Origin of the sequence: Candidatus Accumulibacter phosphatis, from assembly GCF_000024165.1 — a bacterium.
Classification (GTDB): Bacteria; Pseudomonadota; Gammaproteobacteria; order Burkholderiales; family Rhodocyclaceae; genus Accumulibacter; species Accumulibacter phosphatis.
Genome location: NC_013194.1, coordinates 231,302 through 256,655, shown reverse-complemented (window position 1 = coordinate 256,655; position 25,354 = coordinate 231,302). Strand labels below are relative to the sequence as shown.

Sequence of the window (25,354 nt, the reverse complement as noted above, 5' to 3'; positions counted from 1 at the left end):
TTATCCTCGCGTTCAAAAAAACCCGAAGTTTAGCCCAGCTAGCGGCCGCGGAGCCAGTTCAATCCGTGACGCCGCTGCTGGCGAGGACAGCGAACAAGCCGCCCGACGATCGCCGATGCTGCTCGGTTGCCCACGTGCGGTGGCGTGCGCAGGCAACGCTCGGTCGGTGTTTCCGTTAAACTCTCGGGCACGACTCAGCGGGGATAGAGCATGGATAGGCAGATGATCGTTGCCCCTGTCGCTGCCGACAGGGAGACGTTGCAGGACTTTATCGATTCGCTGCGCGACTACGCACCGGGCATCGAAGGCGACATCGCTCACCTGCGGAGCACGCCGGCGGATCGGGGGGCGATCGGCAGCCTGTTTCGCGCTTTGCACAGCATCAAGGGTGACGCGACAATCTGCCGACTTGATCTGGCGGTGGCCATTGTGCACCCCGTGGAGAGCATTCTCGACCGCGTGCGCCAAGGCGAGTTGCCCTTCAGCGAGCAGATTGCCGAAGTCATCTTGCTGACCATCGATCGTCTCGAACTGGCGATGGCCGGGCTGTCGGCCGGTGACAGACTCGACGGCCTGCATCTCGTGTCTCTCGTCGAAGGACTGGAAAGACTGGCGTCGGCACCCACCGGGCAGTTCGAGGATTGCGTCGCCGAGGTCATCGAGGCGGTCACCGGTTTTCGCCCGGTCTCTGCGACGGCCGTGTCGACTCGCCGCGAAGCGCCGGGCCTGCGCAGCACCGCGAACTCTCCGACAGACGATGACCTGCGTTTCTTCCACACACTGGCCGACCAGTTCGAAGCCCGCTCACCGATTTTCAAGGGCCGCACGCTGCGCCTGCTGCGTCTGGCACTGGAAACCAACCGACTGGCCGGCGAAACGATCGACCCGCTGCAACTCGAAGCGGCCGTGTATATGCACGACATCGGAATGATGTTTCTCCCGGAATCGGCGTGGTTGAAGACGAGCGCCCTGACGGCCGAGGAGAAGGCGATGCTGCGCACCCATCCCGCGTACGCCGCTGGCCTGCTGGCGCGGATGTCCGGTTGGGCAGGAGCTGCCGAAATGGTTGCCCAACACCATGAAACCCCCGATGGCAAGGGCTACCCGGCGGCGCACAAGGCGGCGCAGATCTGCCCCGGCGCCAAGCTCCTGGCCATCGTCGACGCCTATGAAGCGGTGATGCTGAAGCATGGCAGCCATGGTCGAACCCGTTCGCTGCTGCGCGCGATCGCCGAGATCAATGCCTGTGACACCCAGTTTGCCCCCGAGTGGATCGAGCCGTTCAATCGCGTCATCCGGCGGGCCGCCGACGCGCGATGAGCGAAACGGCAGGCGATCCTGGACGCCGTTTCGGCGGCATTGCCCGCCTCTATGGCGCCGGCGCACTGAGCCGTTTGCAGAGTGCCCATGTTGCTGTCGTCGGCATCGGCGGTGTTGGTTCTTGGGCGGTCGAAGGCCTGGCGCGTTCGGCGGTCGGCCGGATCACGCTGGTTGATCTCGACATGGTTGCCGAGTCGAACGTCAACCGGCAGGTGCATGCGCTCGAGGGAGAATTCGGCAAGGCCAAGGTCAGCGCCATGGCGCAGCGGATCCAGTCGATCAACCCGGCCTGCCTGGTTACCGAAATCGAGGATTTCGTGACCCCGGAGAATGTCGACACGATTCTTGCCGGTCACTTCGACTATGTGATCGACGCCATCGACCAGGTGCGCAGCAAAGCGGCGATGATCGACTGGTCGAAGCGTCGCGGCGTTCCTCTGATCACCGCGGGTGCCGCCGGCGGCCAGATCGATCCGACGCAAATCCGCGTCGCCGATCTCGCGTTGACGATTCAGGACCCGCTGCTGGCCAGGGTACGCGCACTGCTGCGCAAGGACTACGGCTTCACTCGAGAGGCAAAGAAGAAGTTCGGCATTCCGGCCGTCTTCTCGGGCGAAGCACTGCGCTATCCGGATCGCGCGATCGGCTGCGCGGAGCCGCGCGCGCTGAGCGGTCTGAACTGTGCGGGCTTCGGCTCGTCAGTCTGCGTGACGGCGCCTTTCGGCCTTCTGGCGGCCGGGGAAGCGCTGAGGGCGCTCGCCGGCGGCAAGTCTCCGGTCGCAGAGGCGCTCGCCTGACGCAGGATTGGCCGCTAACCCCGAAAACGACGGGCGCTCAGCCGACCAGCACCCGGTTCTTGCCCGCCTGCTTGGCGGCATACATGGCCTCGTCGGCCCGTTTGGTCACCGAAAGCTGTGTATCCTCGGCGCGGAAGTCCGTCACGCCGGCGCTGAAGGTGATCAACTGCCGATCGTTGTTGTGCAGGAAGATGCGCCGCGTCAGTTCGCGCTGCAGGCGCACGATGGCCGTTTGCGCGTCTTCGATCGAGGTATCGGGCAACAGAATGATGAATTCCTCGCCGCCATAGCGGGCGATGGTGTCCTGGGGCCGCATCGTCTCGCGGATGACCGTCGCCAGGTGAATCAGCGCCGCGTCGCCGGCGTCATGTCCCAGTGAGTCGTTGAGTTTCTTGAAGTTGTCGATGTCGAGCAAGGCTACGCAGAGGCAGGACTGCCGCCGCCGGGAACGCGCCGTCTCCTTGCCGAACGCTTCCTCGAGGCCACGGCGGTTGAGCGCCCCGGTCAGCTGATCGTGGCGAACCAGTGTACTGGCCCTGTCGAGTTCCGCCTGCAACTCGCTGATGCGCTTGTCGGCCTCTTCCACACGCAGTTTGGCGTTACGCAGGTCGTCTCGCGATCGCTGGGCGTTCAACTGAATGATCTGTGTCTCGCGAATCACCTCGGCGAGGACGTCTTCGAGCTGGTTGATGTCCTCCGCCTTGCTGATCCGGTCGGCGCAGACCTCGATCTTGTCATGATAGTCGGAAGTCGAATCGGCAAACTCGGCCAGGTGATCGACGAAACCCGCGAGCATCTGCTTGAGCGCTTCCTTGGCTTCGTTGAGGCTGTGCTTGAGCTGGCTTTGCTTGAAGATCACTTCCCGGAGCCGACTCTCGGCGTCGCCAATCGAGCGCAGGCTCAAGGGCTGGGCGACGATGTCACGAACGATGTCGATCTGACCTTTCAGCCAGTGGTCCTCGACAACCAGTTCGCCGACATTCTGAATCAACAATTGCAGCAGGTTGAGCAGACCGGCGCGCAGTTCGCCACGGTCTTCGGCGAGAATATCGAGGCGGAAGGCGAAACGCTTGATGGCCGTGAGCAACCCATCCATGGCCGCGCGCGACATGGTGGTGCGAACCTTGTGCGCCAGATCGCGAGCCTCGGCGGCCAGTTCCGGCTCATCCCCGAGTTGTGTGGTGATGACCGCTTCGAGCGTGTAGGCGAACAGTTCGCGCAACTCGGCCGCTGGCTCGCTGGTGGTACCCGCACTGGGCGTTGCACCGCCCTCGGCGGCCATCACGGCGGCGCTCGAAGGGGCAGCCAGGGTCTCTGGCTCGACGAGGGGGATCTCGTCGGCCACCGGAGCGTTGAGCGACCATGATTTGACCAGTCCCTGCAGCCTTCCGAACAACAGCTCGCGATTGGTCGAGCCGCCGGCCAGCACACGTTCGAGCGCCTCGCGCTTGCGGGCGACGGTAAGACCGGCCTGCTTGCCTTCCCACTGGCGGAGAAACTCGCCCAGCAACTCGCTCCAGGGCAGGTCCTGCTCCCGGCCGATCTCCTTGGCCAACTCGGCAACGCCCGCCTGGACTTCCTCCCAGTTCCGCCCCCCAAGCGCCTGCTCGAAGCGTTTGGCCAAGCGCTGCTGACTTGCCGTCGCGCGCGGAAGCGATGCCGGAAGCGCTTTCAGATCCTGTTCCGGGAATGCTTCCGCCACGTGATCGGCGATACCGGCTATCTCGTAGTAGAGCGCCCGATAATTCTCGGGGGATGGAGACATCCGGCGGGCAGCCAGCAGACGCAAGGCCTCCCGCGCAATTTCCGAAGGGTTCGACAAGCTTGGCATGGCTCCACACCGAAAAAGCAGTCAGCGCATTCTATCAGTGGCTCGACGACCGTGAAAGGATGGGTCCTCGGTCCGGCCGAACCCTCCGCGGCGCACCCCTGCAGACAAGTCGCGTCCAGCCGCCTTGGGCTATAATGGCGCACCGCAGCAGCCGGCAGCCCCCGTAGCATGAAGGTCGTGCAGTTGATTTGTAATCATCAGGTGTTGGTTCGATTCCGACCGGGGGCACCACGAAAACAATCACTTAGCCAGGAACATAAAGTCTGTCCTTCTCTATACGCCCTTCGGTAAGCAAATGGTAAGCAGATTTCGGCAACCCGAATCCACGCATCGGCCCGGCGGCGCCCCTCAAAAGGCCATTCATTCCGCGGCCATGCTGTAACGCCTCGGCGATCATCGGGCGAGGCTCGCGCCACCAACTTTGCCGGGAGCGAAAGCCTGTGACGAATCATCTCAGTCGTCTTGTTGTTCAACTTGGCGCGATCCTTGTCCTCGCTGCCTGCGCCCATACTGAAGTGGCGCGATGGGCATCGCCCCCTGGAAAAGAAGTCGTGATTGGGCAACGCGGGGCTGTCGAAACGGTCAAGCAAGGCAACCGCGAGATTGACGTGTGGGTTCAGGGTTCCCCGAACCGCCCGTTCAAGATTCTGGCGAAGACAACATCAACTTATCGGCACGGTCTAGCAGACAAACAACTCACGCGTGATGCGGCCAAGCGCCAGATGATCGACGCGGTTGTCGTTGCCGGAGGAGATGCGGTTGTATTTGGAAGCGAGGCAATCGCGTCCGTGGGAACCGTCTATATGCCGGGGACGCAAACGACCTACGTTCAGCCTGCTCCTGCTGGCGCCTTTACGGCGAACACCTACAGCAGTCCGATGGTCGGGGGAAGCATCGACGAAGGAACTAGGCTTTTCCCAAGACTGCGCTTGGGAAAAGAGGTTCTCCTTCGGAGAACCGCCGAAGACTGAGTGGTCGGGATGGTGTGATGCCATGACGCCCGGATCGGCATTGGATGGCCAGCTGATCGCTCAACGGCCGCGACATGGGTAGCTCAGGGCGAACGGCAGTTCACCCCGCCGGGTGAGAGGAAAGAAACCGTTGGCTCTGCGCCTGTCAAAGGAGGAACGGGATTTTCCGGTGTGCGCGGAGGCTCTTCCGATGAAACAACCCGATGACTTGTCTGCGTATTACGAGGAGCTTCTGGAAGGCCGTTATGACTGCGTGGATCGCATCGTGCTCAACGGCTACTTTCCGCTCGGCCAGCAGGCCATCTCCTTGGAGAAGGAGGGTAACTGCTTCGTCGGGGGTTCGTTCCAGGCTTTGGATCAGCTCGCAGATACCTTGTGCGATGAGCACGCCATAGGGCGACTGGCCAAGGTCTGTGACCGTTGGGTGTACTCGAGCTGCCTGTGTTTCGCTCTGACGATCGAGGAGCAAGAGCGCAGCCGCTTCCGGTACCGCTACTCGGTCTATCAGATCGAGTACAGTCGCAATCTCTTGTTCGTCCGTGGCACCACCCTGGATGCGGTCTTCCAGGGCTTGATTGATCGTACCCGGCGTCTGCTCGACGTGCCGATCCTGCGCACGCTGTTCGGCCGCAAACAACGCCCCCGCTGGCGTGCCGACAGGAGCCACGGCGTGGCTCGTATCGTCGATCAATCAGCCTACGATCTGACGGTGTTCAAGGTGCATTTCGGCGCGCTGACCCTGAAGCTCTACGACAAGGGCGCGCGCGTGCTGCGCGCCGAGGCCATCGCCCACAACATCAAGGAACTGCGCTGCGGGCGTTCGCTGGAGAAACTCTCGATCATGCTGGCCAAGCTCCAGCACATGGCGATCGACTTTCTCAACGCGATGCAGGCCGCCCATGTCAGCTTCCTTCCCGATGGCGTGCTCGACTCCCTCATCGAACCGACCGAGCGCGGCAATCGCCGCCTGTCCGGCGTTGATCTGCAAAAGCCGCGCATGCGCTCGGTCGCCGAAGCCATCCTGCACCTCGCGCCCAATCCCGACGGGTTCACGGTACAAGAGCTGGCTGACGAAGTGCGTCCGTCGCTGCCTGAAGTCTCGCGCGACGCCTACACCGGGCGGCAGGCCGCCTACGATCTCATGAAGCTCCGTGGCAAGTGCCTCATCGAGCGTATCGCCAAGACGCGCCGCTACCGACCCCAGCCGACGGGAATCAGCATTCTCGCTGGCTGGCTCATCCTCCGGGAGAAAGTCATCAAACCCGTTCTCGCCGGCGCCGGGACACCACACCTCGGACCACCACCGAAGAACATCCAGGCCCTTGATCAACACTACGAGAATCTCCAGCGCGAGTTGCGTCGCACCTTCGATACCCTGCTCATCACGGTTGCTCCTGGCTCAAACACTAACACCAACATGTTTGCTTCAACACCCGCTTAAGCGCCTATACCGTGGGGGCGATCTCGACTTGTGCCCGCCGAACCGTCGGTGCACCTGCCTGCCGTGCCTTCCACAGATCGAAGGCGGCTTGCTGCGCTATCCAGGCATCGGCACGCCCGCCATTCTCGACGCCAAGCCAGCCTTCAAGCCGCAGGGCCATCTCCGGAGAAATGGCGGCGCGGCCGTTCAGCACGCGCGACAGCGCGGCGCGAGTCACGCCAAGTTGTGCAGCGGCGGCAGTGACGCTCAGGCCCAGAGCGGGCAGAACGTCTTCACGTAGCGCCTCGCCGGGGTGGGGGTAGGCGTGCATCCTGTTCATGGGTCTTCTCCTAGTGGTAGTCCAGATAATCAACCAGTACGGCGTCGCCATCTTCAAAGGTGAAGGTCATGCGCCAATTGCCGTTCACCGACACCGAATGGAACCCGGCCAGATTGCCGGCAAGGCTATGCAGCCGCCAGCCCGGAAGGTTCATGTCCTCCGGCACCTTGGCAACATCCAGTCGCGCCAGTAGGCGCAGCAGCTTTTGCGAGTGGTGAGGTTGAATGCCGGCCTTGCTGCCCGTCTCGAAGAAGGCTTGCAGCCCCTTGTGCTGGAAACTCTTTATCATGCTTAAGTGTATAGCGATACGTTACGGGTATCAAGTGGCGTTTCTTTGCTTCATCGAGAGGACATTGGAACGTGCCGTTCCGGTAGCGATCTCGTGAAGCCGGCTTTCCCAGGCCATCAATGCGGCGCGCTTCTCGTCGGTGTAGGCGTCCCGGTCGTAGTGGGAAACCTGCACGCCTGACAGGCCGTGACTCAGCAATTGCGCGCGGGTGTCGCGGGATATGCCCATGCTCGCCAGCATCGTTTCGCACGTGCGGCGAATGTCTCGTAGGTCGAACGGCTCGCCAGTCACGGCGGCGCCGATTTCCGCGGCGCGCTTGCCGGGCGTCGTGTCTGCCAATTGAGTCTGGCCATACGTCGAGAACAGCAGCGGCGATCCTTTCGCTTCGGCGCGGGCGATCAAATGCGCCACCAGTGCGGCGGCTCGTGGCGCCAGGGGTAGCAGGTGCTCCCGCGGTGACGTTGTCCGGCCTTTGGCATCCCACAGACGAAGGGTGGCCGTGCCCGTGTCATAGTCGCTCACCTTGGGGCGCAACAGTTGCGCCACGCGTTGCCCGCCGGCCAGCAGTGTCAGCAGTAGCGCTTGGTCGGCGAGGTTGTCGCCAAGCTCGGCGAGATAGGCGCGCAGCTCGTCGGCGGATAGCGTCCGGTTATAGTGGTCCCCGGAATTCAGACAGTAGTTTAAGCTGTGCGCCAAGGTAGGGAGCAAGGAACGATGAGTGAAACGAAGACGCGGAAGGTACATACACCGGAGTTCAAGGCGAAGGTGGGTCTGGAGGCCGTGCGAGGGGTGAAGACGATCAACGAGATTGGCCAGGAGTATGGCGTCCATCCGGTTCAGGTTGGGCAGTGGAAGAAGGCTATCCAGGATCAGGCGAAGACGCTGTTTGAAGGTAAGCGAGGTCCCAAGCCGCTGGCCGCCCACCGGGAGCCGGAGCGGCTGTACAGCGAGATCGGCAAGTTGAAGATGGAATTGGACTGGCTCAAAAAAAAGTCCGGGATCAGCCCGTCATGATCCGGTAAGGGTGGATCGACCCAGGGGAGGCGGTCGCCATGGTGCAGCAGTGCGTCCTGGCCGGGGTCTGCCGGTCGACGATCTATGCGCAGCAAAAACCGGCGGTGGTCGATGCCAGCGATCTCCTGTACAGTCGCCTGATCGACGAGGAGTACACTCGGCACCCGTTCTACGGCAGCCGCCGGATGGTGATCTTCCTTGGGAAGGCGGGTCACACGGTCAACCGCAAACGGGTGCAACGCCTGATGCGGTTGCTGGGGTTAGCCGGCATGGCGCCGGGCCCGAACACCAGCCGTCCGCACCCAGAGCACCAGGTCTATCCCTACCTGCTGCGCGGAGTGCCTGTGGTCAGGCCCAACCAGGTCTGGAGCACCGACATCACCTACATCCGGCTGGCGCGTGGCTTCGCCTACCTGGTCGCGGTGATTGACTGGTATAGCCGCAAGGTCCTCAGCTGGCGGATCAGCAACAGCATGGAAGCGGCCTTCTGTGTCGATTGCCTGGAAGATGCCTTGCGCACTCACGGCAGGCCGGAGATCTTCAATAGCGATCAAGGCAGTCAGTTCACCAGCACTGCCTTCACCGATGTGCTGAAACGTGAAGGGGTGGTGATCAGCATGGACGGGCGGGGCCGGGTGTTCGACAACATCTTTGTCGAGCGACTCTGGCGCAGCGTCAAGCACGAGGACGTGTATCTGAAGGGCTACGCCACCTTGGGCGAATTGACGGTCGGATTGGCCGAGTACTTCGCCTTCTACAACGGCGAGCGTCCGCACCAGTCGCTGAGTGACAAGACGCCCGATGTGGTCTATCGCACCGCTATCGGTGGTGGGGCCTTGATCCTCGACAAATTCGGCGGCGCGGGTGGGGAATCGCCTGTTCCGCTACGCTCCACAGGCGATTCCCCACCCGCAGAAGCCAGATCAACATCAGAATCAACAGCAACGACCAAACCAACAGCAAAACCGGGGCAGCGCCGTCCAGCTGCTACTGCAGTTGAAAGCACAGCTTAAACCGAGCTAATTTTTGTCTTGACTTCGGGGACCACTTTAGAACAAGAGTAGAGCTCCATGTATGTTCACTTGTTATGAAAGAGCGCAGGGCCATACCCTGGTGGGGTAGCGAAGGATAGGATTTCAATCCAACCTTTGGCAGTGTCTGGGCCATTTCGGTCTCTGTTAATCGTTGATTTCGTGCCGAATGTTCCTGATCAGCCCTGAAACCTCGCCCCGGGGATGCCCATTATCCATGCCAGTGGCCACCTGGGTGGCGGAGGTTTACCGTGCAGGTCGCCACTGGCACGAGTCGTCCCCGACGAGCGAGGCTGTTCGTCTTATCCTGGTGCCGGGCTATCGGAGATATCCGCACCAAAAAAACCGCGCAGCGCGGTCTTTCTTTTGCTCGGCCGGTCAATACGGCGGATTGATGACGACATACTGGGAACCCTGGGGTTGATACCAGGTGCTGCCGCACTGCTGATAGATCATGCCACCATAGTTCACTGGGACGCAGCCGGCCGGCACGGTGCGCACCATTGAGCCAACGACGGCCGAAGTCACGACCACCGCAGCAGTGACCGCCGCCGCCGTCGCCACCGGGTGATAGTTGTTATCCCAGCCGCCGTTGCAGCAGCCACCACGGTTATTGTTGGCATTGACGTTGACGTTCCGGTTGACGTTGACGTTGTTGACACTGGTGTTCCGGACATTGTTGGTGCGCACGTCGGCACGGGCGTTGTTGACCTGCCGGTTGCCGCCACCACCACCACCGCTAAAGTGACCGCCACCGCCGCGTGCCTCAGCCACTGGAGCCATGGCGAAACTGGCCAGAACGAGAACCGTCAGGGGGGCCAGGAAGATTTTGCTGAATGATTTTTTCATGTGGGCTCTCCTTTACTTCTGAACCAGCGGACGAATTTCAACCGCGGTCGCGCCCTTGGGCGGCGTGAACCTGAAAACCGCGTCCTTGAACGTCGGCTTCAGGTTCCAGGCGATCAGTTGGAGCGACTGGGGACGAGCGTCGTCATTGCGATTGGTGATCACGAGCTTGCGCGGCAGCGGCTTGTCACCGGTGGTGATCCAGATCTGCCAGTCGAACATTCCCTGACGGAAGGCGTAGTGGTCGCAGAGGTCCTTGCCGATGAAGTCCTGACCGGCATTCATTGCCGATTCGATCTTGTCGAACGATGCTGCCGGCGTACCCCAGATGAACATGTCGGCCAGCGGCACTTCCACGCCATAGCGCTCTTCCAGCTTGTTGATCAGTTCGCCGAGGTTGCCGGAAAACTCGACGGTCGAGTAGTACTTCTGCGCCGGCGTATAGAGCGTAGCCGTCTTGCCGTCGTAGATCAGTTCGCGTTCGGCCCGGGCGCTCCAAATCCGGGCGTGTAGCCGGTTCGGACGCTCGACGTCCATGTCCGCCGTCGCCATGTGCTGCAGCTTCTGACCGTCGGCGAGAACACGCTCGCCAGTCAGCTCGGTGGACACCTGGAAACGTTTCAGGGTCTGCAGATACGCACCCATGTTCTTGAGGGCCTGAATCGATGCCGGATCGACCGCATTTGCCACCGCCGGTACGGCAGCGGGGGCGGCAGCCGGCGCCGTCTGTGCATGGATGCCGGGCGCTGCAAGCGAGATTGCCAGCAGGCTGAGCACCAGTTTTTTTCTTACCATGGTTATCTCCTCGGGAGTAATAAAAAAGGACTGGCAATTAAGGCAAATGCCATTCGGGGAAGGTCAAAGTACAGCCAACAAAAACTTCGGTGAATATCGTTAAGCATTGTCGTTCATACAAGCGCCTTGAGCAATTTTAGGACGATATCCTTGATTGGATTTGCAGCGCGGCGGCCAGCAACATCGGCAGCGCTATTGGCAGCATGATTGCAACCATCGCACGCATGCCGATCGGCGCCGGGCGCATGGCCTTTACTGCGTGATAGATGGCTGCGGTATCGGCGACCGGCCCGATCTCGGCGGCTTCGAGCAGCGTCGGGTCGGCCACCGGCTCGCGCAGTATCCAGCGCCGGTGCACCATGCGCTCGTGCTCGCCGACCAGCGCGGCGTAGGCCGGACGCGCCCGCCGCTTGGCCGCCAACAACGCGGGCGCCAGCATCAGCAACGGTAACAGCCACAGGAATGCGCTGGTGACCACCCGAGCTTGCGCTGCCAGCGCAGTGGCGGCTCGTTGTCGATGGGCGAGAAAGAGTGCTCGGGGGAGCTAGCCATCCTGCCCGACGGGTGGTTCATTGCTTTGTTGGCGCTGCGAAGACTGTCTTCCAGTCGCGCCTCATATCCACCACCGTCCAACCGCGCGCTTGCGCTTCGTCGAGCGCCTTGTCGAGCTTGCCGATGTGCGACTTGCGGTCGTAAGCCCATTCGCGTTCGGCATCGGTATGGTGGACGATGAGCGCGAAGCGCGGCCCGGCGCCGGCAGTCGTCCATTGCAGCATCTGCAAATCGCCGTCGGAATTGCCGAACGCGGCGATCGGTCGACGACCGATCTGCTGGTTGATGCCGACCGGCTTGCCAGCCTTGTCGTCGATGAAGTTGATCTCCGGCAGACGCACCAGCACCGGCTTGCCGTCGCGGATTTCATATTTTGTCTTGATGCTGCTGCCAATGACCTGTTCCGGCGGCACGCCATAAACCTTCTCCGTCCACGGACGCATGAACTCGATGCCGCCCCCGGAGACGATGTAGGTCTTGAAGCCGTTGGCACGCAGGTAGGCGAGCAGTTCGAGCATCGGCTGATAGACCATCTCGGTAAACGGCCGCCCCGTCTTCGGGTGCTTCGCAGTGGCAATCCAGTCCTTGACGATCTGCTCGAATTCCGCCGTACTCATGCCTGCGTGGGTGGCCATGACCATTTCCAGCAGCGCCTTCTCGCCGCCCGCCAGCGCCGCTTTCATGTCGCCCTTGAGCACCGACGCGAACGGCTCTTGCGTTGTCCACTCCGGATGCTTCGGCGCCAGCGCCTTGATGCGGTCGACGATGAAAAAGGCCTGAAAATACATCGGCTGCTCGGCCCACAGCGTGCCGTCATTGTCAAAAGTGGCAATGCGCTCGGGCGCCGGCACATAGTTGGGGGAGGCTTCGTGCGTCACCTTCTCGACAAACTCGACGATGGCACGTCGGGACGCGGTGTCGTTCCAGGAGGGCAGTGGGTCGACGACCGGGGCCGCAAAGGCCATCGCTGCCGCCGCGCTCAGCAAAACAGCGGCTATCTTGCTCAGTATCTTCTTCATGAAAACCCCGTTTTTCAATGAAAAACGGGGCGCCGTCAACCATGACGGTGCCCCGATGCAGATCAACTTATTTGCCTGAAGTGGTCATGCCCTTGATCTGCTTTTCCAGCGAATCAAGGCTCCAATCGCCCGGCGTCTGGCTGGGCGGGAAGTCCTTCAAGGTCAGCAGGAACTTGGTGGCCACGGCCTGCAGTGGGATCAGCACGTACGCCCGGTCAATCATCCAGTCGTGATACGTGTTGGAATTATGCTGTGATTTCTCGAACGGATCGCGGCGCAAATTGAACACCAGCGGCAAACGCAGATGAGCCACAGGCTCACGCCACACGTCCAGCTGGTAGCCGCGGTTCTCGAGATAAACAGCCTTCCAGTCACCGACGCGAATGGCCATCACGGCGCCGTCGTCACCCACATAGATGAACTCTTTGCGTGGCGATTCGTTGGTCTTGCCGCTCAGGTAATCAAGCTGGTTGTAGCCATCGATATGGTTCTTGTAGCTGCGACCGTTCAGAGTCGCGCCCTTGAGTAGCTTTTCCTTGATGTCGGGCGCGCCGGCGGCGGCGGCAAAAGTCGGCAGCCAGTCCTCATGCGAGACGATGCCGTTCAGCGTCGTGCCGGCAGGAAAATGACCGGGCCAGCGGACGAAGGCCGGTACGCGGTAGGCGCCTTCCCAGTTCGAGTTCTTCTCGCCACGGAAAGGCGTGGTGCCGGCATCGGGCCAGGTGTTGTAGTGCGGGCCGTTGTCAGTCGAATACTGGACGATGGTGTCGTTGGCCAGCCCAAGCTCGTCGATCAGCTTGAGCAACTCGCCCACGTGCATATCGTGCTCTACCATGCCGTCATGGTATTCATCGCCACTCTTGCCGCTGATCCCTGTGTGCTCTGGCTTCACATGGGTGCGGAAGTGCATGCGAGTGGCGTTCCACCACACGAAGAAGGGCTTGCCTTCTTTGGCTTGGCGAGTCAGGAACTCCTTGGCCGCGGCCAGCGATTCCTCATCGATGGTCTCCATGCGCTTCTTGGTCAGCGGGCCCAGGTTCTCGATGGTCTGGCCACCCTTGCCGTCGGCCTTGGACTTGATCACGCCACGCGGGCCGAACTGCTGCAAAAAGGTCTTGCCATTGGGCAGCTTGAGGTCGCGCGGATAATCGCGGTTCTCGGGCTCTTCCTCGGCATTCAGGTGGTAAAGGCTGCCCATGAATTCGTCAAAACCATGCACGGTGGGCAGATGCTCGTCGCGGTCGCCCTGGTGGTTCTTGCCGAACTGGCCAGTGGCGTAACCCTGACTCTTGAGAATCGTAGCCATAGTGACGTCGGTCTTTTGCCAGCCTTCCTTGGCTCCGGGCAAGCCGACCTTGGTCATGCCGGAACGTACCGGCACCGAGCCGCTGATGAAGGCCGCGCGGCCCGCCGTGCAGCTCTGCTGCGCGTAGTAATCGGTAAAGCCGACGCCTTCCCTGGCGATACGGTCGATGTTAGGCGTCATGTAGCCCATCATGCCGCGGTTGGTGTGGCTGATGTTCCAGGTGCCGATGTCGTCGCCCCAGATGACGAGGATATTGGGTTTTTTCTGCGCCTGCGCGAACGCGGGTGATGCCGCGATGAGCGCCATTGCTGTCGCCACGAGCCACGTAGCGGCCCGGCGCCATGTAAACTTGTTCATGAACCCCTCCCTGAATGAACCAAAAAAATTAACCGCTCAACTGTCAGCATAACTTTTTACCATACAAATGTTCTTGGGGGAAAAAAGCAGGAAATGCAAGACCACTTTTTCAGTATCGCTTTCGTTTCAGTCGTGGACAATCTCTTGAAGGCAGTGCTGAAGGACCCTGAAAAGCGTGCCCCCGGGGATGCCCGTTGTCTATGCCAGTGGCCACCTGGGCATCGACTGAGAAGTCGCCGCCGTATTCCCATTCGGCCATCACCTGAGCATCGTCCGCCAACATCAGCCAACGTCGCTCGACAGCCCGCAGAAGTCGCCGACGCACGGCGGTCTCAACCTCCGCAATCGCGGGTGCAGCCAGTCCGCTAGCCGGGCGAAAGCTGACGCCGCCTTCCGCATCGCCGTCGAAAACGCCATCCACCACAACGCAGTGGAAGTACAAGTGGAAGCGCAGATGGGTGTTCAGGAGCGCATCAAAGCGGTGGATGAAGACCACGGCGCCGAGACGGACACTGCACTGGCGGCAGGACTGTGTTGCCGAACTACCCGCTCAATGGCGGTCAGGAAAATGTGCAACGCGACGTTCAGAACCGCCGGATCACGTTCGAGGTGATAGCGCAGGCGCTTGGGCACCGAGAGCCCGAGTTCGACAAAAATACGGCTAAGCGATTGTTTATGCGCAATTCCCGGGTGCGGAATTGGCACTACAGGCGTCTGGCGGAGGGCTCGGGCAGGGCGACGGTTTCGAACAGCTCCTTCTGTTGGGGGGTGATGGCGGACAGGCCGGATGCCGACTGGCGTTGATGCAGCGTGATCTGGTGGTACTGGATCCGGCGGGCGATCTCCAGGGCGCGCTCCGGGGAAATGGGGCTGGCCTTCGCCTTCAGACGCAGGCGCAGCACCCGATAGAGTAGCAGTGCCAGGAAGCAGATCAAGGCGTGCGCCCGGATGCGATCCGGCAGGCGATGGAAGACCGGTGCGATTTCGATCTCGGACTTCAGGACCCGGAATCCCCGTTCGATGTCGGCTAGCGCCTTGTAGCGCGCCACGATCTCGGCCGGGAGAGAATCCGGAACGTTGGCAACGAGGATCAGTTTGCCATCCATCAGCCGCGCGCGCTTCAGCGCACGCTCGTCAATCTCGTAGGTGAATACCTCGGAGGCCAGATTGACCTTGATGATGTGCGTCAGATGCGCGTCAGCGACCGCCTTGTAGAAACGGGCGATCGTTCCGGCGTCTGACAGCTTCTTGCCCGGATGGGTCTGGCCGGCGTCTTGGGCATCGAGTTTCTCCGCCCACTGTGCTGCATCCGCTTCCAGCGCGGCAATGCGCTCGTCGCGCACGCGACTCTGCTCGCTGGCCATGTCGGGGCGATGAGCAACGATCAGACGAAACCCCTCCCACTTCAGCTCACCGAAGACCTCTGCCGTCGCCGAGTGGCAGATCTTCTCGTGGAACGGGGCGAGCAGGCTGTCAAAATCCCCGTAGCGCCGCGCCGGGACGGCCAGAATGAACTCCAGCGGCTGATCGTCGACCCGCAGCGCCCGGATGGCGTCGAGATTGTCGAGACTCAGCAGACCGCGGTCGGCGACCAGGACCACGCGCTTGATCGGATAGCGTGCCAGCACCTTCTCGATCGTCGGCACCAGCGTCGTCGTCTCACCGGTATTGCCGGCAAAGACCTCGTGATGGATCGGCAGGCCTTCCGCTGTCTGGACCACCCCCAACATCACTTGGCGCACCGTCCCGCCCTCCTTGGCGTGGCCAAAGTGCCGCAAGTCCTCGGACTCGGCAGTGCCTCCTTCGGCACGGATCGTCGTCAGGTCGTAGAAGACGATCGCCAACTCCTGATCGATCAACGGCCGCAAGAGGCCTGCCAGGGCGTCGTCCACCCGGTCGGCACCCTCCGCCAGCGTATCCATCGTGCGGAGCAGGTGCTGGTGGGTGACCGAATCGGCGCTGACCTCGGGAACCCGCGTGCCCTCCAGCCAACGCAGGATCCCCAGCTTGGACTCCGGATCACACAGCCGGTTGAAGACCATCACCCGCAGGAGGCGTTCCGCATCGAACTGGTGGCGGTTGCGCAGCAACCGGCGAAAGGCGTCGGCAAAGCCCAGTTCCTTCCACAAGGCGGTCAGCAACCAAGTATCGCCGACCGACAGCGCCGGCGCAAAGGCGACCTCGCCGGTTCCTTCTTCGAGGGAGGGTTTGCCTGCCGCTCGCAGCAGACCGTTGAGTAGCGAGTCCGCCTCGCCGGATCGTACGGATTCGATGCGCCCCAGGGTAGCGATGACCCGCTGGCGAGGCACCCCGGCGGTATCCCGGTAGGACTCGACGAGCTTGACGTACTGGCGCGGGCCGGACGTGGTGATCTTCACGAACATGTCGCCACTGTATCCGCATACCGACATGATCGCAATAGCTTTTTAGGCCAAACGTGTCACTACACAAAATTTTCGCCTGCGCGCCAACCCCTTGTTTTTATAGCGATCGAAGCCCTGTTTATGCGTTTGGCACGCGAAAAGTGTCGAACTCGGGCGGGTACTGCCCAGCAAGTAGCGAATGCTGTCGACCCAGCATCAATTCAGGCACTCAAGGACATGGGCGCCCATTTGCAGAGCCTGAAGCGCTTTCAGGTGTCCACCGAATTGACGGGCGAGCGGGTTCTCGCCGATGGTCAGAAGTTGCAGCATTCGGCAACCGCGGACCTTGAGGTCGACCGTCCGAACAAGCTGCGCGCCAGGATGTTCAGCGCCCGTTCCGAGCGCGAAATCTTCTACAACGGCCAAATGGCTACCCTCTACACGCCTGCACAAAGGTACTACTCGACGGTCGCGTTCACCGATACCCTCGCCGTGCTGGTTACTAAGCTCCAAGAAAAGTACGCCGTGCAGGTCCCATTGTCCGACCTATTCGTCTGGGGGACCGCGGCGGCGCCGCTCGACAAGATCGATTCAGCCATGAATGCCGGCCAGGATTTTGTCGGCCAAGACCTTTGTGATCATTACGCCTTTCGCCAGGGCAAGATCGACTGGCAGGTCTGGATCACGACCGGGAGCAAGCCGCTACCGCGCAAGATCGTGATCACCAATCGCGACGACGAGGCGCGTCCGCAATCGGTCTCCCTGCTCGACTGGAACCTGAAGCCGACCTTCACGGACGCCGTTTTCAAATTCACGCCGCCCAAGGGTGCAACCGAAGTTGAACTTCGTTCGCTGGACAAAAAGTAAGGGAGCGCCAAAATGAAAACAACATTCAGCAAACTGTTCTTGGCACGCCTGACCGTTCTCGTTCTGGCCAGCTTCGCGATGGCCCCGGTAGCTGACGCATTCGGTGGTGGCGGCGGTGGCGCTCGCGCAGGTGGAGGCGGCAACCGGGAGGTCAATACCAGCAATCGCGACGTGCGTGCCAACAATGTACGAAGTACTAGCGTGAATAACGTCAACAACACGAACGTCAACGTGAACAGGAACGTCAATGTCAATGTCGATAACCGTGGCGGCTGGGACAATGGCTATCACCCGGTCGCGACTGCAGCAGCAGTTACCACCGCGGTCGTCGTGACTTCCGCCGTCGTTGGCTCAATGGTGCGTACCGTCCCTGCCAACTGCGTCCCGGTCAACTACGGCGGCTTGATCTATCAGCAGTGCGGCAGCACCTGGTATCAGCCCCAGGGTTCTCAGTACGTGGTGATCAATCCACCGTATTGATGATTGGCCGAAAAGGGCCGCGGAGTTCGCGGTCCTTCTTTCCTGTTTTCCGAAAACTATCTGATGATCTGCCGTTCGCGGCAAGTTCCAGAAGCCACCGAATGACCATCGCCGAATGCGACACCGCCAACCCGCGCCGGTTCGAATTTGAACTGATACGCTACAACCGGCCCCTTACGCTGGCGACGCTAGATCGTGGTCGGTCTGGCCAAAGGGCTTGGCGCCGTGCGGCGGGCGATCGTGTTCACTCTGTCGTGCTGGCGGCCGCTTGTGCTGCGGGCCGCCCTCTTTGAACGCCTGTTTGGCGAAGTGGGACTGTCGACAATCGGACCGAGTTCGTCCGCTATGAGGATTCTCCACATAATGCGTGTATGGAGTCGTTCAGTGAAGTCGGAAGCGATCATTCGCGGGTACCGAGCCGCAACAACTCACCAATGGCGACACTGGCCACTGGGCAGCCGGTCGCGCTGGCAACGGATCACCATGCAGCCAGAGAGCCAACGTTTTTCGCTCGCTGACCCCGCGTTGTTGCCCCCTCCGCCTACCAATGCCACGAATCAACCGCTTGATTACATCACGCGTAAGCTGTTGATACATAACGGTTCCGTTTCATGAACTCGTGGACTTCGGCCTCCAGTGGACACCAAGGCCGGAGAGAAGAATGATGGCCAGGAGAGAGTGAAAACGGCCAAATCCGGGCGCCCGCGGGCAACCTCGAAGTCCACAGGAACCCGCACGAACCCGCGCCAGCACGCGGGAGTATGCAAAAAGGCCCCGACCGAGAACGGTCAGGGCTTCGTGTTTGGTGGAGCGAAACCAGCGTCGGATCGAATCCCTCCTCGAAACGGGCCAGGTCAGGAAGTGCGACCGCGACACCCGGCCGGCGGTGGGCACCGTGCTGACTCGGGAATACCGCGATGTCGAATACTGTGTGGTTGCCACCGGCGACGACCAGTACGAGTTCAACGGCCGGATGTACCCTAGCCTGTCGATGATCGCGCGCGAGATCACCGGTACACGCTGGTCGGGGCCGCTGTTCTTCGGGCTCAAGGCCCCGGCCCAGCCGGCCACGTCCGCCAGGAAAGGTACCCGGCGATGAGCGAAGCCCTGAAACGGCGCGTGCGCTGCGCCGTCTACACGCGCAAATCGACCGACGAGGGAATGGACCAGGAATACAACTCCATCGACGCGCAGCGCGACGCCGGTCATGCCTACATCGCCAGCCAGCGCGCCGAAGGCTGGATTCCTGTGGCGGACGATTACGACGACCCGGCTTTCTCGGGTGGGCACATGGAACGTCCAGCGCTCCGGCGCATGATGGCCGACATCGAGGCCGGCAGGATCGACGTGGTCGTGATCTACAAGATCGATCGCCTGACCCGCAGCCTGGCGGACTTCTCCAAGATGGTCGAAGTCTTCGAGCGTTACGGTGTTTCGTTCGTCTCGGTGACCCAGCAGTTCAATACTACGACCTCGATGGGCCGGCTGATGCTCAATATCCTGCTGTCGTTCGCGCAATTCGAGCGCGAGGTCACCGGCGAGCGCATCCGCGACAAGATCGCGGCCAGCAAGGTGAAGGGGATGTGGATGGGTGGCGTGCCGCCGCTGGGCTACGATGTCGAGAACCGGCGCCTGGTGCTCAATGAGCAGGAAGCCAAACTCATCCGGCACATCTTCCAGCGCTTCTTCGAACTCGGTTCCAGCACCGCCCTGTTCAACGAGTTGAAGCTGGACGGCGTCACTTCGAAGGCCTGGACCACGCAGGACGGAAAGGTCCGCGAAGGGAGGCCGATCGACAAGGGGATGATCTACAAATTGCTGAACAACCGCACTTACCTCGGCGAGTTGCGGCACAAGGAGCAGTGGGTTCCGGCGGCGCACCCGCCGATCATCGAACGCGAGTTGTGGGACAGCGTGCACGCGATCCTCTCGACCAACTGCCGGGTGCGCGGCGGCGTCACCCAGGCGGTCGTGCCCTTCCTGCTCAAGGGCATCGTATTTGGCAACGACGGGCGCGCCTTGTCTCCTTGGCACTCGACCAAGAAGAGTAACGGGCGCCGGTACCGGTATTACATCCCGATGCGCGACACCAAGGAACAGGCGGGCGCGTCCGGTCTGCCGCGCTTGCCGGCGGCAGAGCTGGAATCGGCGGTGCTCGAACAGCTACGAGGCATCCTGCGCGCGCCGGCACTGCTCGGCGACCTGCTGTCGCAAGCCAGCAAACTCGATCCAACCCTGGACGAGGCCAAGGTTACGGTGGCCATGACGCGCCTAGATGCGATCTGGGACCAGTTGTTCCCGGCAGAGCAGACCCGCATCGTCCGGCTCCTGGTAGAGAAGGTGATCGTTTCGCCCACCGATATGGAACTGCGCCTGCGCGCCAATGGCATCGAACGGGTGGTACTCGATCTTCGCCGTGAGCCCGCCGAACGGCGGCAGGAGGTACTGGCATGAATGGGATTCGGATCCGTAAGACCGGAGCGCCGGATGTCATCGCCGCCAGCGACGGCAGGCTGACCCTGTCGGTGCCGATTCAGATCAAGCGCCGCAGCGGGCGGAAACTGGTCACCCTGCCCAGCGGTGAGTCCGCCCAGCCCAGACCGTGGGATGTCGCCGCCACACCGATGCAACTGGCGCTGGCCAGGGGCCATCGCTGGCTTGCGATGCTCGAATCGGGCGAAGCCCAATCCATCACCGAACTCGCTGCCCGCGAGAAGATCGACAACAGCTACATGTGCCGCATGCTCAACCTAACCACGCTCGCGCCCGATATCGTGGAGGCCATCCTGGATGAGACCTTGCCTCCTCACGTCACCGTACATGAGCTGGCGATCAGTCCGCCGGTCTTGTGGGAGGAGCAACACGCGAGAATTGGTGTTGTGGGCGAGGAGATCCAGCCGGAATGATTGCGGCTGCATCCAGATGCCTGCAGGGTGGTGGGCGTAGACGACCCATTGCCGCCGTACAGCGCAACACCGTCAACGACAGTAGTGCCGCGCGTCGCTCACAGCGGCGAGAGGCGCCAAGCCCGCTCGCAACCATGACGACTATGGGCCTGAGCGCCCGGCGGCCCGAGTGCATCAGCGCGCCGCATACGACTGGATTCGAGCGGGTTCAACCAAGGCCAGGTGCGCCTGGTCGACGCGCTCGGCGGATACACCAAGCCGGTCTCCATAGCGGCGGCTCATTCCCGAGAACACTTCGTGCACCACTGCACCAAGGGCCTGCTCCGGCAGCAATCGGGTGAACCGGTACAGGTCCGCGGCCAGCATGTTCTCCGACTTGGTGACATGGAACGGCGCACCTACATCGTTGACGGCCTCACGCATGGCACAAGTTGCCCAGAAGCAGGTGGCCCAACACTCGAGCACGTCCTCGGGGAGCCCCATGTCGCCGTCTGATTCGAGGCGCAGGCTCTGAATGAGAGGCGCACGGGTCCCGAGGCGATCGCGGAAGAAGTCATATAGGAGCCGTCCGACGAGTCGGCGCCAGCTTGCCTCGCCAACCGACGGAAGCACCTGCCTGCGACGGACCTGGGTGGCAAGGTCTCTCGGCAGGAGGTCAGTCTTCTTGCTCCCGGCGCCGAGCACCACAATCAGGAGTGCCCGCAGCCGAAGCAGGTCGACCACACCCAGTGACTGGCCATTCGCCTGTTCGCGCAAGCCCCGGAGGAAGGCTTCGACGGCGTCAATGATGCTTCGCTGTGTGTCTTGAACATACCGCTGGCGTTGGCGCAGCTGTCGCTTCGCTTCGGCGGTCTGATCCGCTCCAGTGCCATCGGGCGCGGACTGCGGCAGGTCGCCCGATTCCATGGCGCCTGCGCCGTCGGCAGTCTCGTCTCCCAGGCCCAGGTCCGGTACCGGCCCCTCGTCCTCTTGCGATTCCGAGAATTCGAGGACTGCGCGCTTGCCAATGAGCGCGTTGAGGAAGCTTCGTACCGACTCCTGGTGGGTCGCTGCCAAGTGGCTGCCTGCCGAAGCGGTTCTACCGTCCTCGGCTCGTCGACCTGCAACGAATTCGTCATAGGAGAGCACGCGGGAGTCCGGCGCTGCGTCCGTGGTGGGCCGCTGCTGAGGAGGCTGCTCGGCCGCACCCCGCGGACCGCGCATCTCGTGTTCGGCTTCGGTGATCTTTTGAATTACCTCCAGCAGCCACAGTCCTTCGGACGCCTCGTCGTCGTCGAGCAGGTCCAGCACATTCGCCAAGCCTCGCCCTGCCGCCCGCCGTTGGCTCTCATGAATCGACTGCTCGACAACCACAACCGCTAGTGACGACACAAACTGCCCCTGGTGAACCTGTGCGAAGTGGGGGGCGACAGTGCCGTCGAAACGGTAGTTCGCCGGGCTGCCCTGAGTTCCCAGCCTGCTCAAACTGCCAGCCACCGGCGCTCCCCGCTGGTCAAGCAGCCGGATGGCGGCCTCATCGGACAAAAGACCCGACGGCGGCCACCAACGCAGCAGTTCGCCCGCCAGCTCGAATCGCCCTGGAAGTCTCGCCGCGAGGTCCGACAGAGGGATGTCGTCGGCCGGACTGAAACTCGGTACGGACGAGACGGCGAGTTCCGCGCCTGCGGACAGCGCCTCTTCGAGGCCAAGCAGCCGCACCGCGTCGCCTGCGGGCAGGTCCCGAGCCAGGCATGCCTCCTCGTTGATACCTGCTTGACCTGAGGTACCCAGAGCTGCCTCGGTGCAGTTCGCGCTTCCGAATAAGACGCAGTCGCCGCTGTCGCCCTCGGCGATGAAGAGCTTCGCGTGTGCGAACCTACTGGCTGTGCCCGGCACGCGGTTCAGGTCAAAGAGGGCAAGCGGGCCCGCGCTTGCGTGGGCGTGGACCGGAAACAGGGCCGACTGCGGCTGTATAAATGCGGCGCCCTTGGCGGCACCGAAGCGATCGCAAAGACCGCGCAGCGACCGCAGGTCGTGGTCCCAGTACGGACTCACCACCACGAGGCGCGTGACGACGCGGTCGCCGACGAACTCAAGGAAGCGCTCCGCAATGCCCTTGCCATCGTTCCTTGCGAGGAACGCGACTCGCATCCCGTCCTGAAGCGCGACAACGGCTTCGGGGGAAGCCGAAGCGGGGAGCCAGCGCGCTCTCTTCAGCGTCCACTCGACCTGGCGCCGGGCCACCGACGCCGGCGCCAAGAACCGAAGCAGGTAGTCGACAGCGGCCCGCAACAGCGGTGCAGCCTCCATGGCGTCCTCGGCGACCGCGACCTCTCCGGCGACCTCAAAATTGCCGGCCATACCGGCAGTGGTCATGTTCGCGGAGGTCACGAGGAGTCGTCCCGACGCCTTGCCCAACTGGAGAATCAGCTTGGGATGAAATACTCCGGCGCACTGCGTGCCTACCACGGAGTAGCGTCGACCGGCGAATTTCGGGCGGTGCGCGCCGTCCCCAAGCGCCTGCACAAGCATGCGGGCATCGGCCACCACGATATTGTTGTTGCAGCCCGCATCACGCAACCGTGGCAGTGCGATGGCCTCGTAGGCATCGAAGTCGATGCCAAAGGTCGTGATGATGCTGGAGTGATAGCCGCTTGCTGAGAAGCAGTTGAAGAGCTTCATGCTGCTTCTTGGATGAGGCGCAAGCCAGCCGGCGTGGGCCCGTCGGGGCCCAGCAGATGAGTGTCCTGCAGGAACGCGATTGCCGAGGACAGCCGAGGGTTCGTGAGCACAGGCCCGTCCTTCTGTCGAAGGCGCATGCGCCCATCGTCGGCTTCGATCAAGAAGGTGTAGTCGCCTGCTGGGCCGCGGAACTTCTGGATAGCCACCCACAGGTGACGGTCGAGGACTCGCTGCTTCACGATTCGAGCCAGTAGCGACTCGAAACGCTCCGTCGCATGTTCGTCGAGGAAGCGCATCTCCGTCACGATTGAGCGCAGGAAGTCACCTTGTGCAAGCACGGGGAACTCGCGGGCAATCCGCTCGAGCAGGTCGCCGAAGCGTTTGTGAAGCACGGCAAGCAGCAGGACCGAGCAGCGCGCGGAGTCTTCACTGGTGACGACTTCGGGCCGGGAGCTTCTAAAGGCGGTCTGTTGCAGCATGAATTCGCTCATGGGGTCTTTCTCGGACACGGGGTCTTTCGCGAGTACCAATGAAGCGATGAGTTCGTTCCAGGACTCAACGGAATGAGAACCGAGCGCCGACATCAGTCGCGAGACGGTTTGCGCCAACAATGCCTCGAACGGCATTCCGGTAGGTGCGCCGCCGAGGATGTCCAGGGCCAGTTTGAGAATGGTCTCGTAGCTCACGTGCAGCAGGTCGTTCGCCTGGTACACGGCCCAGGCGAATCGCTGCTGGTCCTCTTCGGCTCCAAGGGCGGTCAAGGCTGGCGCGCCGCCACATTGAGACGCATAAAGCGACCAACGAAGGGTATCTACTCTCAGCGACGTTCGCTGGTCACTAGCGATCCTGAGAACCAGGCGTAGGCTGTGGCTTCGTGATGTCGCTCGCGGCTTCTGGGCCGGGTCGCCGACGAGCAACAACTCTTCGTACAGATCTCGCTCAGGTCCGGTCGCCGCGATTCGCGAAGGGAGCATGGGTGCCAACGACGTGAGGCTGCTCTTGCCAACGGTTCCCGCCTTGGCAGCTGCAATGAAGGCATCGGCTGATGCGCCGATGGCCGATTCGAAGGCATTGGCCAGCTTGTCACCTATACCTCGTGTTGGCACGGGGACACGGTGGCCAGGTACGACCTCGAGAACGCCAATATCCAGGAGCTGGCTGCCGTAGGCCGCACCAAATGCGCCGAACTTCTGCTTTAGGTACTGCGGCGCGCCTTCACCTCTGTCCGTCGCAGGGTGGAAGGCGACCTCAGGTCCAGAGGCGGCGAATGCCCGGGAGGCCCAGTCCACACCAGCCACCCCTCGCTCGGCACCCGCATGAACGGCGATGAGCGAATACAGCGCCTCGGCGCGTCTCAGGTACAGACACCATCTTTCCACGGATGTGTCGCCCAGGTCCTTTGCGTACCGCTGCGCCAGCCACGCGTAGAATCCGTAGTACCGCATCCGTAGCGTCACGTTGCTGATACCAGGCAACAGCAGCTGGTAGAGCGCGACACTCGTCGTTTGCATGCCCAACGGGTCCAGGCCGCGCTTCTCGGCCTTCGTCGTCCACTCCGGGTAGCCCAGACCGATTGCTGGAGTTGCCATTGCGCTTCGTTCCTCCCGTGAGACCCCATTTTTCTTAGTCGACATCATCAGGAACCACGGCAGTAGCCCGATGTGCAATCCGGCCAGAGGAAAGTCTGGCCGGCGAAAATCTTGGTGACATGCTTATGGCAAGGCACGCACGCGGCGCATGCAGCATAAGCCGCGCGAGCGCGATCTGATGATTCGTGAACTTGCTCATACTCACGGCATGAACTCTTCGGCCCCTTACGGGCCTTCATCATGCCAGTCGATTCTACTACTGAATGGTCCTGAAGGCTGAGATAGGGTCGGCTAACAGTTGTTCGGGACATTGATACGACTGGTTGTCGTTGAGTACTCGGTTGAGGAGGCACTGCGGTCGTTCGACGCGCCGTTCGTTGAGCGACCGATTCTGACGGCCACCGCCTCTTCTGTGTCGCGGCCGAATGGTCGCGACCAGTTCAAAACGGACATCCAACCGGCTGCGGCCAATGGCCGCTGATGGCTGGAAATGGCTCGCCAGCCAGCCACAGAGCCAGCATTTTCGAACTCGCCGGCATGGCGCCGCTGTTTCCACCGCCTACCAATGCCACGAATCAACCGCTTGTAAGTATTCGGTGA

At 61.9% G+C, this 25,354-nt stretch carries 22 protein-coding genes, 1 tRNA gene and 1 pseudogene; 11 read left to right on the top strand and 13 right to left on the bottom strand.

All coding sequences use genetic code 11. The features are described 5' to 3' along the window. The first annotated feature begins 222 nt into the window (after window positions 1-222). Both CAP2UW1_RS01085 and CAP2UW1_RS01080 read left to right on the top strand, forming a co-directional pair. Window positions 223-1,320, top strand: a complete 1,098-nt coding sequence (locus CAP2UW1_RS01085; protein WP_412566849.1) for an HD domain-containing phosphohydrolase — start codon at window positions 223-225, stop codon at window positions 1,318-1,320. Next, window positions 1,317-2,117: a tRNA threonylcarbamoyladenosine dehydratase gene (locus CAP2UW1_RS01080; protein WP_012807018.1), complete on the top strand. Its 801-nt coding sequence runs from the start codon at window positions 1,317-1,319 to the stop codon at window positions 2,115-2,117. The genes CAP2UW1_RS01085 and CAP2UW1_RS01080 overlap by 4 nt, the downstream gene beginning before the upstream one ends. 37 nt (window positions 2,118-2,154) lie before the next feature. On the opposite strand, the gene CAP2UW1_RS01075 is transcribed toward CAP2UW1_RS01080, so the two are convergent. Continuing rightward, on the bottom strand, window positions 2,155-3,948 hold the full coding sequence (locus tag CAP2UW1_RS01075; protein WP_012807017.1) for a GGDEF domain-containing protein: 1,794 nt from the start codon (window positions 3,946-3,948) through the stop codon (window positions 2,155-2,157). Window positions 3,949-4,105: 157 nt separating this feature from the next. Between CAP2UW1_RS01075 and CAP2UW1_RS01070 the strand changes: the two genes are divergently transcribed. From CAP2UW1_RS01070 to CAP2UW1_RS01060, 3 genes are all read left to right on the top strand, one after another. Beyond that, window positions 4,106-4,179: transfer RNA gene (locus CAP2UW1_RS01070), tRNA-Thr, on the top strand. A gap of 209 nt (window positions 4,180-4,388) precedes the next feature. Further along, window positions 4,389-4,919, top strand: a complete 531-nt coding sequence (locus CAP2UW1_RS01065) for a hypothetical protein (RefSeq protein ID WP_199931544.1) — start codon at window positions 4,389-4,391, stop codon at window positions 4,917-4,919. Window positions 4,920-5,109: 190 nt separating this feature from the next. Further along, complete coding sequence (locus CAP2UW1_RS01060; RefSeq protein ID WP_012807016.1) at window positions 5,110-6,360, top strand: hypothetical protein; 1,251 nt, start codon at window positions 5,110-5,112, stop codon at window positions 6,358-6,360. Between the two features lie 4 nt (window positions 6,361-6,364). Here CAP2UW1_RS01060 and CAP2UW1_RS01055 read toward each other — a convergent pair whose 3' ends face one another. Genes CAP2UW1_RS01055 through CAP2UW1_RS01045 form a run of 3 tightly spaced genes read right to left on the bottom strand, consistent with a single transcriptional unit; the run spans window position 6,365 to window position 7,664 of the window. Beyond that, the gene (locus tag CAP2UW1_RS01055) at window positions 6,365-6,679 is read right to left on the bottom strand and encodes a HigA family addiction module antitoxin (RefSeq protein WP_012807015.1); all 315 of its coding nucleotides are present in this window, start codon (window positions 6,677-6,679) and stop codon (window positions 6,365-6,367) included. 10 nt (window positions 6,680-6,689) lie between these two features. Beyond that, window positions 6,690-6,968: a type II toxin-antitoxin system RelE/ParE family toxin gene (locus CAP2UW1_RS01050; protein ID WP_012807014.1), complete on the bottom strand. Its 279-nt coding sequence runs from the start codon at window positions 6,966-6,968 to the stop codon at window positions 6,690-6,692. 30 nt (window positions 6,969-6,998) lie between these two features. Continuing rightward, the gene (locus tag CAP2UW1_RS01045) at window positions 6,999-7,664 is read right to left on the bottom strand and encodes a tyrosine-type recombinase/integrase (protein WP_012807013.1); all 666 of its coding nucleotides are present in this window, start codon (window positions 7,662-7,664) and stop codon (window positions 6,999-7,001) included. 18 nt (window positions 7,665-7,682) lie between these two features. On the opposite strand from CAP2UW1_RS01045, the pseudogene CAP2UW1_RS24280 reads away from it, so the two are divergent. Beyond that, window positions 7,683-8,854 (top strand): annotated as a pseudogene (locus CAP2UW1_RS24280) (IS3 family transposase); the annotation flags it as partial. 537 nt (window positions 8,855-9,391) lie between these two features. On the opposite strand, the gene CAP2UW1_RS01030 reads toward CAP2UW1_RS24280, so the two are convergent. From CAP2UW1_RS01030 to CAP2UW1_RS01000, 7 genes are all read right to left on the bottom strand, one after another. After that, window positions 9,392-9,862, bottom strand: coding sequence for a hypothetical protein (locus CAP2UW1_RS01030; protein ID WP_012807010.1), 471 nt, complete (start codon window positions 9,860-9,862; stop codon window positions 9,392-9,394). A 12-nt stretch (window positions 9,863-9,874) separates the two neighbouring features. Next, window positions 9,875-10,654 carry a DUF2092 domain-containing protein gene (locus CAP2UW1_RS01025; RefSeq protein WP_012807009.1) on the bottom strand — a complete coding sequence of 260 codons (780 nt, stop codon included), beginning with the start codon at window positions 10,652-10,654 and terminating at the stop codon, window positions 9,875-9,877. Window positions 10,655-10,790: 136 nt separating this feature from the next. Then, on the bottom strand, window positions 10,791-11,099 hold the full coding sequence (locus tag CAP2UW1_RS01020) for a hypothetical protein (RefSeq protein ID WP_199931542.1): 309 nt from the start codon (window positions 11,097-11,099) through the stop codon (window positions 10,791-10,793). Between the two features lie 124 nt (window positions 11,100-11,223). Next, complete coding sequence (locus CAP2UW1_RS01015) at window positions 11,224-12,225, bottom strand: HAD family hydrolase (RefSeq protein WP_012807007.1); 1,002 nt, start codon at window positions 12,223-12,225, stop codon at window positions 11,224-11,226. 67 nt (window positions 12,226-12,292) lie between these two features. Further along, window positions 12,293-13,837: an arylsulfatase gene (locus CAP2UW1_RS01010; RefSeq protein WP_041567643.1), complete on the bottom strand. Its 1,545-nt coding sequence runs from the start codon at window positions 13,835-13,837 to the stop codon at window positions 12,293-12,295. Between the two features lie 160 nt (window positions 13,838-13,997). After that, a complete protein-coding gene (locus CAP2UW1_RS01005) occupies window positions 13,998-14,384 on the bottom strand; it encodes a transposase (RefSeq protein ID WP_041567642.1) in 387 nt (128 codons plus the stop codon). 208 nt (window positions 14,385-14,592) lie between these two features. Then, a complete protein-coding gene (locus CAP2UW1_RS01000) occupies window positions 14,593-16,272 on the bottom strand; it encodes an IS1634 family transposase (protein ID WP_012807005.1) in 1,680 nt (559 codons plus the stop codon). A 120-nt stretch (window positions 16,273-16,392) separates the two neighbouring features. Here CAP2UW1_RS01000 and CAP2UW1_RS00995 point away from each other — a divergent pair, with 120 nt between their 5' ends. The 5 genes from CAP2UW1_RS00995 (at window position 16,393) to CAP2UW1_RS00975 (ending at window position 20,504) form a co-directional block, all read left to right on the top strand. After that, window positions 16,393-17,118, top strand: coding sequence for a DUF2092 domain-containing protein (locus CAP2UW1_RS00995; protein WP_012807004.1), 726 nt, complete (start codon window positions 16,393-16,395; stop codon window positions 17,116-17,118). 12 nt (window positions 17,119-17,130) lie between these two features. Continuing rightward, window positions 17,131-17,598, top strand: coding sequence for a hypothetical protein (locus tag CAP2UW1_RS00990; protein WP_012807003.1), 468 nt, complete (start codon window positions 17,131-17,133; stop codon window positions 17,596-17,598). An 805-nt stretch (window positions 17,599-18,403) separates the two neighbouring features. Continuing rightward, a complete protein-coding gene (locus tag CAP2UW1_RS00985) occupies window positions 18,404-18,697 on the top strand; it encodes a DUF2924 domain-containing protein (protein ID WP_363319326.1) in 294 nt (97 codons plus the stop codon). Further along, window positions 18,694-20,052 (top strand): recombinase family protein, encoded by a 1,359-nt coding sequence (locus CAP2UW1_RS00980; protein ID WP_012807001.1) that lies wholly within the window; start codon window positions 18,694-18,696, stop codon window positions 20,050-20,052. Before CAP2UW1_RS00985 ends, CAP2UW1_RS00980 begins: the two co-directional genes overlap by 4 nt. After that, window positions 20,049-20,504: a hypothetical protein gene (locus tag CAP2UW1_RS00975; RefSeq protein WP_012807000.1), complete on the top strand. Its 456-nt coding sequence runs from the start codon at window positions 20,049-20,051 to the stop codon at window positions 20,502-20,504. The genes CAP2UW1_RS00980 and CAP2UW1_RS00975 overlap by 4 nt, the downstream gene beginning before the upstream one ends. Window positions 20,505-20,678: 174 nt before the next feature. On the opposite strand, the gene CAP2UW1_RS00970 is transcribed toward CAP2UW1_RS00975, so the two are convergent. Then, window positions 20,679-23,165 (bottom strand): phospholipase D family protein, encoded by a 2,487-nt coding sequence (locus CAP2UW1_RS00970; protein WP_012806999.1) that lies wholly within the window; start codon window positions 23,163-23,165, stop codon window positions 20,679-20,681. Next, window positions 23,162-24,754: a hypothetical protein gene (locus CAP2UW1_RS00965; protein WP_012806998.1), complete on the bottom strand. Its 1,593-nt coding sequence runs from the start codon at window positions 24,752-24,754 to the stop codon at window positions 23,162-23,164. The genes CAP2UW1_RS00970 and CAP2UW1_RS00965 overlap by 4 nt, the downstream gene beginning before the upstream one ends. Window positions 24,755-25,354: the final 600 nt, after the last annotated feature.

Excerpts from the sequence above, each read along its gene's own strand:
- CAP2UW1_RS01085 (WP_412566849.1), top strand. The coding sequence starts at position 223 with ATGATCGTTGCCCCTGTCGCTGCCGACAGGGAGACGTTGCAGGACTTT.
- CAP2UW1_RS01080 (WP_012807018.1), top strand. The coding sequence starts at position 1,317 with ATGAGCGAAACGGCAGGCGATCCTGGACGCCGTTTCGGCGGCATTGCC.
- CAP2UW1_RS01075 (WP_012807017.1), bottom strand. The coding sequence starts at position 3,948 with ATGCCAAGCTTGTCGAACCCTTCGGAAATTGCGCGGGAGGCCTTGCGT.
- CAP2UW1_RS01060 (WP_012807016.1), top strand. The coding sequence starts at position 5,110 with ATGAAACAACCCGATGACTTGTCTGCGTATTACGAGGAGCTTCTGGAA.
- CAP2UW1_RS01055 (WP_012807015.1), bottom strand. The coding sequence starts at position 6,679 with ATGAACAGGATGCACGCCTACCCCCACCCCGGCGAGGCGCTACGTGAA.
- CAP2UW1_RS01050 (WP_012807014.1), bottom strand. The coding sequence starts at position 6,968 with ATGATAAAGAGTTTCCAGCACAAGGGGCTGCAAGCCTTCTTCGAGACG.
- CAP2UW1_RS01030 (WP_012807010.1), bottom strand. The coding sequence starts at position 9,862 with ATGAAAAAATCATTCAGCAAAATCTTCCTGGCCCCCCTGACGGTTCTC.
- CAP2UW1_RS01025 (WP_012807009.1), bottom strand. The coding sequence starts at position 10,654 with ATGGTAAGAAAAAAACTGGTGCTCAGCCTGCTGGCAATCTCGCTTGCA.
- CAP2UW1_RS01015 (WP_012807007.1), bottom strand. The coding sequence starts at position 12,225 with ATGAAGAAGATACTGAGCAAGATAGCCGCTGTTTTGCTGAGCGCGGCG.
- CAP2UW1_RS01010 (WP_041567643.1), bottom strand. The coding sequence starts at position 13,837 with ATGGCGCTCATCGCGGCATCACCCGCGTTCGCGCAGGCGCAGAAAAAA.
- CAP2UW1_RS01000 (WP_012807005.1), bottom strand. The coding sequence starts at position 16,272 with ATGTTCGTGAAGATCACCACGTCCGGCCCGCGCCAGTACGTCAAGCTC.
- CAP2UW1_RS00995 (WP_012807004.1), top strand. The coding sequence starts at position 16,393 with ATGCGTTTGGCACGCGAAAAGTGTCGAACTCGGGCGGGTACTGCCCAG.
- CAP2UW1_RS00990 (WP_012807003.1), top strand. The coding sequence starts at position 17,131 with ATGAAAACAACATTCAGCAAACTGTTCTTGGCACGCCTGACCGTTCTC.
- CAP2UW1_RS00980 (WP_012807001.1), top strand. The coding sequence starts at position 18,694 with ATGAGCGAAGCCCTGAAACGGCGCGTGCGCTGCGCCGTCTACACGCGC.
- CAP2UW1_RS00975 (WP_012807000.1), top strand. The coding sequence starts at position 20,049 with ATGAATGGGATTCGGATCCGTAAGACCGGAGCGCCGGATGTCATCGCC.
- CAP2UW1_RS00970 (WP_012806999.1), bottom strand. The coding sequence starts at position 23,165 with ATGAAGCTCTTCAACTGCTTCTCAGCAAGCGGCTATCACTCCAGCATC.
- CAP2UW1_RS00965 (WP_012806998.1), bottom strand. The coding sequence starts at position 24,754 with ATGGCAACTCCAGCAATCGGTCTGGGCTACCCGGAGTGGACGACGAAG.